The organism is uncultured Boseongicola sp. (assembly GCF_937988555.1).
Classification (GTDB): Bacteria; Pseudomonadota; Alphaproteobacteria; order Rhodobacterales; family Rhodobacteraceae; genus Boseongicola.
On record NZ_CALJXO010000292.1, the window covers coordinates 1 to 6,551 of the forward strand.

Annotated in this window: 6 protein-coding genes; 3 read left to right on the top strand and 3 right to left on the bottom strand. The window is 53.8% G+C overall.

Going from position 1 to position 6,551, the window contains the following annotated elements; all coding sequences use genetic code 11:
- Positions 1 to 75 precede the first annotated feature (75 nt).
- From Q1B15_RS17210 to Q1B15_RS17220, 3 genes are all read left to right on the top strand, one after another.
- Positions 76 to 306 (top strand): hypothetical protein, encoded by a 231-nt coding sequence (locus tag Q1B15_RS17210; protein WP_299755993.1) that lies wholly within the window; start codon positions 76 to 78, stop codon positions 304 to 306.
- Positions 307 to 821: 515 nt separating this feature from the next.
- Entirely contained in the window at positions 822 to 1,370 is a 549-nt protein-coding gene (locus Q1B15_RS17215; RefSeq protein WP_299755996.1) for a YaeQ family protein, read from the top strand.
- Positions 1,371 to 2,652: 1,282 nt separating this feature from the next.
- The gene (locus Q1B15_RS17220) at positions 2,653 to 3,654 is read left to right on the top strand and encodes a peptidyl-alpha-hydroxyglycine alpha-amidating lyase family protein (RefSeq protein ID WP_299755999.1); all 1,002 of its coding nucleotides are present in this window, start codon (positions 2,653 to 2,655) and stop codon (positions 3,652 to 3,654) included.
- Here the strand turns inward: Q1B15_RS17220 and Q1B15_RS17225 are convergent.
- From Q1B15_RS17225 to Q1B15_RS17235, 3 genes are read right to left on the bottom strand one after another with little or no spacing between them, the layout of a single operon-like run.
- Entirely contained in the window at positions 3,599 to 4,504 is a 906-nt protein-coding gene (locus Q1B15_RS17225; protein WP_299756002.1) for a dihydrodipicolinate synthase family protein, read from the bottom strand. The genes Q1B15_RS17220 and Q1B15_RS17225 overlap by 56 nt on opposite strands.
- Positions 4,505 to 4,515: 11 nt before the next feature.
- On the bottom strand, positions 4,516 to 5,430 hold the full coding sequence (locus Q1B15_RS17230) for a phytanoyl-CoA dioxygenase family protein (protein ID WP_299756005.1): 915 nt from the start codon (positions 5,428 to 5,430) through the stop codon (positions 4,516 to 4,518).
- Positions 5,430 to 6,341 (bottom strand): PfkB family carbohydrate kinase, encoded by a 912-nt coding sequence (locus Q1B15_RS17235; RefSeq protein ID WP_299756008.1) that lies wholly within the window; start codon positions 6,339 to 6,341, stop codon positions 5,430 to 5,432. The genes Q1B15_RS17230 and Q1B15_RS17235 overlap by 1 nt, the downstream gene beginning before the upstream one ends.
- Between the last annotated feature and the right edge of the window lie 210 nt (positions 6,342 to 6,551).

Sequence of the window (6,551 nt, forward strand, 5' to 3'; positions counted from 1 at the left end):
GCCATTCCCCATTACCGCGAGTTTTTGTATGATTACCGCATTATGGACGAGAAATGATACGCAATTCCCATACCCTTGGCTTATTTCGAGACTGTGGCGATCCCGCCCGACCGGTCCTTGCTGGTCTTTGACCGCCACTTGCCGGAGTTTCGGTTCAACTGGCACTACCGCCCGGAGTTCGAGTTGAGCCTGACTGTCAACAGTCGCGGGATGCGTTTTGTCGGAGATCATGTCGGGCAATATGAAGACGGCTATCTTGTCCTAATCACCCCAAACTTACCGCATGCTTTCCAGTCGCAGCCCTGATCGGTGACGCGATGAACCACCGTGGCGTTGCATGCAGCTTCACCAGGCTGGCCATTCGCAGCAACAGCAAAATCCCAGTTTAGGTGAGCTCACAGAAGCGGAAAAGCTCCGGTTCATTGCCTCGTTCTGAGGCTTGAGCACCCGCGCGCCGCTTATCTAGTAACGTAAACAACTTGGGTCTGCGTCATGAGTATCCACTCAGTTCCGGAGGTCTGCCAGCCTCGGGTCACAATTGGCCTACAACCGACTTCGGCAAATCCAGCCTTGGAATAAAGAGCCCGAGCGCTCGCATTATTTGTTCGACACGCAAGCGCCATGCCCGCAGGTCCAGTCCTCCCCTTCAGGTGCGGTAATGAGGGTATTATCTTCATACGGACCAACTATTCTGCCTCGATAAGTCAAAAAATTTGCCAATACCTATTTTGCCCCTCTTATTCGGGGGCCTCTTTTATCTGCTTTCACAATATCATCAGGCGCACTAGGCATCCCTATCTTCGCTATTCCGGAAAAAAATCATGGCGCAAAAAGCCACCATTTATAAAGTTGAACTTTCCGTTTCCGATATGGATCGTCACTATTATGAGACCCATAAACTGACCGTTGCCAAGCATCCTTCGGAGACGGACGAACGGTTAATGGTGCGTATTCTCGCTTTTGCACTGAATGCCCATGAGCAATTGGAACTCACTAGGGGCCTTTCAACGGATGACGAGCCAGACATTTGGCAGAAAAGCCTGAGTGGCGAGCTTGAGTTGTGGGTCGCGTTGGGACTTCCGGGCGAGAAGATTGTTCGTCAAAGCTGTGGCAAAGCTAACGAGGTGATTGTCTATTGTTACGGCGGCAGGACGGCTGAGATGTGGTGGGAGAAGATCAAAAACAGCACCACCCGGTTTGATAACCTTCAGGTTATAAATTTTTCTGAGAAGGACACCAGCGAACTGGGAAAACAGGCAAGTCGCTCGATGAAGCTGCAGGTTAATATTCAGGACGGTGATGTGATGGTCAGTGTTGATGGTAGCATCGTTTATGTTACCCCGGTCAAATGGAAAGATGCTGATCACTGATCGTCAACCAGCTCACAATGCGCATAAGAGCCCAGAATGTAGAATACTGCGTAGGCGGTGAGATTGTAGTCACTACATGATGAACCTGTTAGCGGTCATCTGCAGAGGTTTGGCAAAAGGTCGCTACGACCGCAGAGCCGCTTGGGCCTTCTATTCTTTAAAGTTGTTCACGCTTACAGGCCCGCCGGACAGTTTAAGATGATTTGATGGGCGAGGATTTCTGGGTGACTTCAGGCTTTGCATTCGATGCGGTACTGGCGCAATCGCAAGCAGTCTCAGCGATAGGATTACCTCATACAGCATGGCTCTGCAGGTCATTGAACAGGGCGGGCTCGCCAGTCCAGTTTGTCAACAAAGCGATAGCAGCGGCCATGCGCTTGAGGCGCAACGCTCGCTGGAACTTGATGGACTTTTGAAGGCTGACCGATGGTGCCGACGGCATCCAAAAGGTCACTATAGCTTTGCGGCTTGAAACAAACATACTACCTCTCTCTCTCAGACAATGCACACACTTCACTTAACACATATTTATTATTGCATGTAATTCTGTCGCAACTCAGGCCGCGGGTCGGCTAACCGGACACTTTCCCGAGGTCGATAGTCAATGACCACCTAGGGCGGAGGGATATGCGGGACAAAGCTGCCGTTCAATACGGTATCACGGACGTCCGACATGCGGACGTCCGTGACGCATGTATTCTTGCGCGCTTCTGCCAAGATTTAGCTGAGACAACTTGCCTTCGGCCCAAACAGGACAGCCGGCATGGTTCCAGTACGACCGGCGTGTGGGCCCCGCCAAGTGTAATTTTGAGGCAATCACCGATCACACCTCACTAGGTATTTATGGACCCTTACTGTGTCTTTGGGCCAAAACCGACCTTTCGGCCGCAAAACGACCTCCTTGAGCCATTTCTGCTCGCCGCTGCCGTCTTCCACGAATGTGAGGGAATAATACCAGGTGACTGTCTTGAGGTCCGGACGCATTGCGTGACCGGCGCAGTCCATTCCAACGCACGCAAGATGCCGTGTTGCTTGATCGCCGCTGGATGTCGGGTACAGATAAATACCTTCGGAGCCCGAAAAAGCTGCAGCGCAATTTCCCTTGTACGGTCATTCGGGGGAAACTCGATAGATCAGTTTTATTCCGGTCGTATGCCACACCCGTTTTGGAGGTTAGGGGTTTGCGTTTCCGGCCCCTCAGAAGAGCTTTCACAGGTTCACATATGCGGATTCTTCGCGCACAGTGCGTGCGTCGCGCACCGCACAAATTGGAGGAATGTGGATGGTCGTTTCTTTGGGCAAAGGTCGCCACTCCTACAAACCGGTTACAGATTGGGCGAAGTTGCCGACGGACATAATGCTGGGCGACGTTGCTGGAATTGCCGTGGACAACAAAGACAGGGTTTACCTTTTCAACCGCGGCAGCAATCCCGTCGTGGTCCTGAACCAAAGAGGAGATGTGTTGTCGAAATGGGGCCAGGGGACCTTTGCGAACCCGCACGGGGCCTCGATCGGGCCCGACCAATGCATCTATCTGACCGATAATTTCGACCACACGGTGCGAAAGTTTACGCTGGATGGAAAGCTCCTTTTGCAAATTGGGACAGCCGGGGTGGGTTCTGGCTTTATGAGCGGCAAGCCCTTTTGCAAGTGCACGCATTCGGCAGTTTCACCGTCTGGCGATATCTTTGTGTCAGATGGATATCAAAACGCCTGTATCCACAAGTTTGACCCCAAGGGCAGATTGTTGAAAAGCTGGGGAACGCCGGGAACAGGACCTGGAGAGTTTAATCTTCCCCATAACATTTGCTGCGACGCCGATGGCTGGATCTACGTCGCGGACCGGGAAAATTCTCGGGTCCAGATATTTGATGAAAATGGCCGGTATGAGACACAGATCAACAACATGCACAGGCCCAGTGGATTGGCGATCACGCCCGGCTCTTGCCCAGACTGTATCGTTGGTGAGTTGGCCTCGTACCTGACGGTCAACCGAGAGTTCCCAAATCTTGGCCCGTTTGTCAGCGTTTTTGATCAACAGAGCAATTTGCTTTCACGGCTTGATGCACAGCAGGGACCGGGTCTGGGTCCGGGTCAATTTCTGTCGCCACACAGCATCGCCTATGACAGCACTGGTGATCTTTATATAGGCGATGTTGTGGACGCGGATTGGGCGCAGGTGATGGGCGATTCTGAGAAACCCGGTCAACCAAGAAGGTTTCAGAAATTCAAACGGGTTGAGAACGCGCAGAGTGAGAGCGAATTAACGCCATTGCAGAGGTGAGGGCGTAGCGCGCTTCAGCCTCTTGGATAGCATCAAATCTGGCGTTCTCGTTTCGGCAGACCGCGGTCTTAAAAAGCCCCTCGGCATTCCTGAGCTGCTTAAAGAACAGAATGCTTGTGTCGATATCTTGGTTTGAAAAATTCAGGATCGGCAACACGCCTTCAAACAGCGCGCGCGCCGCATTGTGATCCCCGCTTTCATAGTGCGTATATATCGCGACATAGACATTTTCCATGCCGGTCGGAATGAACGCGTTCACCCCACGCGCCATTGCGTCCATCAACTGTGTTACGGCCCAGCCACCGCAAACGTTCAGCGCATTATTCGTGGCTTGCAGAACTGCTGAATATTTGGGGCCAGCCTGCTGTGTTTCAATTTTCAACCAGGAGAATTTAGTAAGATTGTCGAAGAGATAAACGATATCGTCGAGGGGCAGGCCGCCGCCCACCCAATCGAGATCCTGAACCATAAGTATTTTGGGCGCGTGGCGGGACAGGTCCTGCAAAAAGGCCAGGCTCTCCCGGCGGTCAAAACCGGTGGGAATTTGCACACAAATTCCTGCCGCGCCGATAGATTTGGCTAATTTCGTCAACGCGAGGCTCGCATCCATATCTGGAGCAGTGACGCTGACGATGAATGGAATCCGCTGCGCGTTGGTCTCTGCCACAGTTTCTGCAAACCGGACCTTTTCTGCCTGGGTCAGTGTCGATTGCTCTCCGGCAACTGCAAGGACCAGCATGCCGCCACAGCCTGCATTCACGGTGTGGTTGACCAGTTTGCGCAAGGAGTCATGATCAACGGCACCGTCCTTGTCAAAGGGCGTGTTGAGGCTGGGAACAATTCCTTTCATGACCTACCTCCTCAGCGCAATGCGCTGGTTTCGGTCAATGGACGTGACGCGGACAGGCAACCGTATCCGAGCCCGTTGTGCGCAGGCGGATTTGGTCCCGCAAAGCGTTCGTCCATGGGATCTGCGGCAGGTTGGAACCGGGTGTCGCAAGATAGCCGGATCAATCCAGCGCTCGAGTTGTTGTCAAAAGATCCGTGGACGGTGAACATGCCAAAGATCAGGCAATCACCCAGATTAAACTCCGCCGTTAGAAATTTGCTGGTTTTGCGTTGTGCCAGCGTAATTGGGCTTTCTTCGATATGCCCGGGGCGGGACGGTTCACGATCCACATCATGGCCGTCAAACTGTTGTCGAATGTCGGGCCATTTATGAGAGTCCTTCAAGATATACAGGGGTCCGTCGGCCAAACTGATGAGGCATAGCGGGCTCCAACAGGTGACGAGCCGCTTGGATCCGCGGTTCATATAAGGGTGATCGACATGCAGTGGGCTGGTACGCCCCGCGGTCATGGCACGCAACCAGGCAAAGGCAAAATGCTGGGCCGGTTCCTGAAAGAGTTGGCTCATGACGCGCATGATACGTGGCCCGTTGATGACTCTTCGCACGGCTTTGCCTTCGCTGACGGACCGCCAAAAAGTCCCTAGATCATCTGTAGTGGGATAGGTTTCTCGTCGCCGAGACGTGCCGGACGCCAGGCCGCATTTGACAGGGTCCTTAACCTCGCCAACTTCTGCAAGCCGATGCAGGACCTCTAGTCGTGCGGCGTCGACTTCGACCGGATCATGCACGCCACGCAAAAAAAGATAGCCGTTGTCACTTAATTGTTGCGCAATATCGCCATTCACGTCAGCGGAGCGTAATTCATCCAACGATGACTCAGGAACTACCGCGCCGTTCACAGTCAACGAATGTTTGGATGTCTGCATCATTGTGATCCTTCCGTTGATTGCGTCGATCCTGAGCCTAGCAGGGCATCCACTTCGGCAGCAGTCGGCAAAGTCTCATCGTGTATCGGACGACTCACTTTCAAGGATGCGGCGGCATTTGCCCAGTGGACCGCTTCATTTTCCGAACACCCATTGGACAGCGCCAATGCGAATGCGCCATGCCAGACGTCACCGGCACCAAGCGTATTCACCGCCGTTGTCGGATACGTCGGAATCTCGGTCAAACACCGCCCATCGTGGCACAATACCGGCAGAGGGCCTCGGGTTACTGCACACCAGTTTCCAAGCCGCTTTTGGGCCAATGTCAGGGCCGCTGCGTCGCTGCCACCGCAATAATCGGCCAGGCCCTGCTCAGAGAAAACAACATGGCTGGCGAGGGCGAGCACCTGTGCTGCGTGGGCAACCGGAGCCTCTGCGTCGACAACAGCCGGTTTGCCAATGCGGCGTGCGGCCTTCACGATCAGTGCTGCACCCTCGGACCACCGCGTGTCGACAAGTGCCGCATCAAACTGAAATTCAGGCGGCAGGGCGAAATCGCAAGGGATAAGCGCGGAATCGCGGTGGTTGATGACTGTCCGATCGCCATCGGGCGTTAACATATTCGCGGATCGAGACGTTGGAATCCTTGGAATCGTGCTAACAAACTGGTCGTCAATCCGGCGGTCCGCCATCTTCTTGCGCAGGAACGCGCCCGATGCGTCGTCGCCGATGGCACCTGCAAGGCTGGCATCACCACCAAGGCTGGCGATCGTCGAAGCCGCGTTCAGGGCTCCGCCACCGGTGGTCATGTGGGATCCGGTTGCCCGGTTCTTTGTGCCCTTCACCGGAAATTCTGCGACGTCGAACACCAGATCCGCAGCGATTAAACCTGCGCAAATAATCCTTGGCATTGCATGCAATTCCCCATCCGATGCAGCCTTTGGACGGTGACCGCATTCCTAACATGTTACGTTTACAATCAACCCGCAACCAATAGTATGATCTGCAGTAGCGGCAGCGAATCTGACGACAACGAATGGGTACGAACATCAAACATTTTGGAATCTCTGCAGCATTGCTGACCCCGTTTCATTCGGATGGCAGCCTGAACCTGTCGCTTT

Excerpts from the sequence above, each read along its gene's own strand:
- Q1B15_RS17215 (WP_299755996.1), top strand. The coding sequence starts at position 822 with ATGGCGCAAAAAGCCACCATTTATAAAGTTGAACTTTCCGTTTCCGAT.
- Q1B15_RS17220 (WP_299755999.1), top strand. The coding sequence starts at position 2,653 with ATGGTCGTTTCTTTGGGCAAAGGTCGCCACTCCTACAAACCGGTTACA.
- Q1B15_RS17225 (WP_299756002.1), bottom strand. The coding sequence starts at position 4,504 with ATGAAAGGAATTGTTCCCAGCCTCAACACGCCCTTTGACAAGGACGGT.
- Q1B15_RS17230 (WP_299756005.1), bottom strand. The coding sequence starts at position 5,430 with ATGCAGACATCCAAACATTCGTTGACTGTGAACGGCGCGGTAGTTCCT.
- Q1B15_RS17235 (WP_299756008.1), bottom strand. The coding sequence starts at position 6,341 with ATGCCAAGGATTATTTGCGCAGGTTTAATCGCTGCGGATCTGGTGTTC.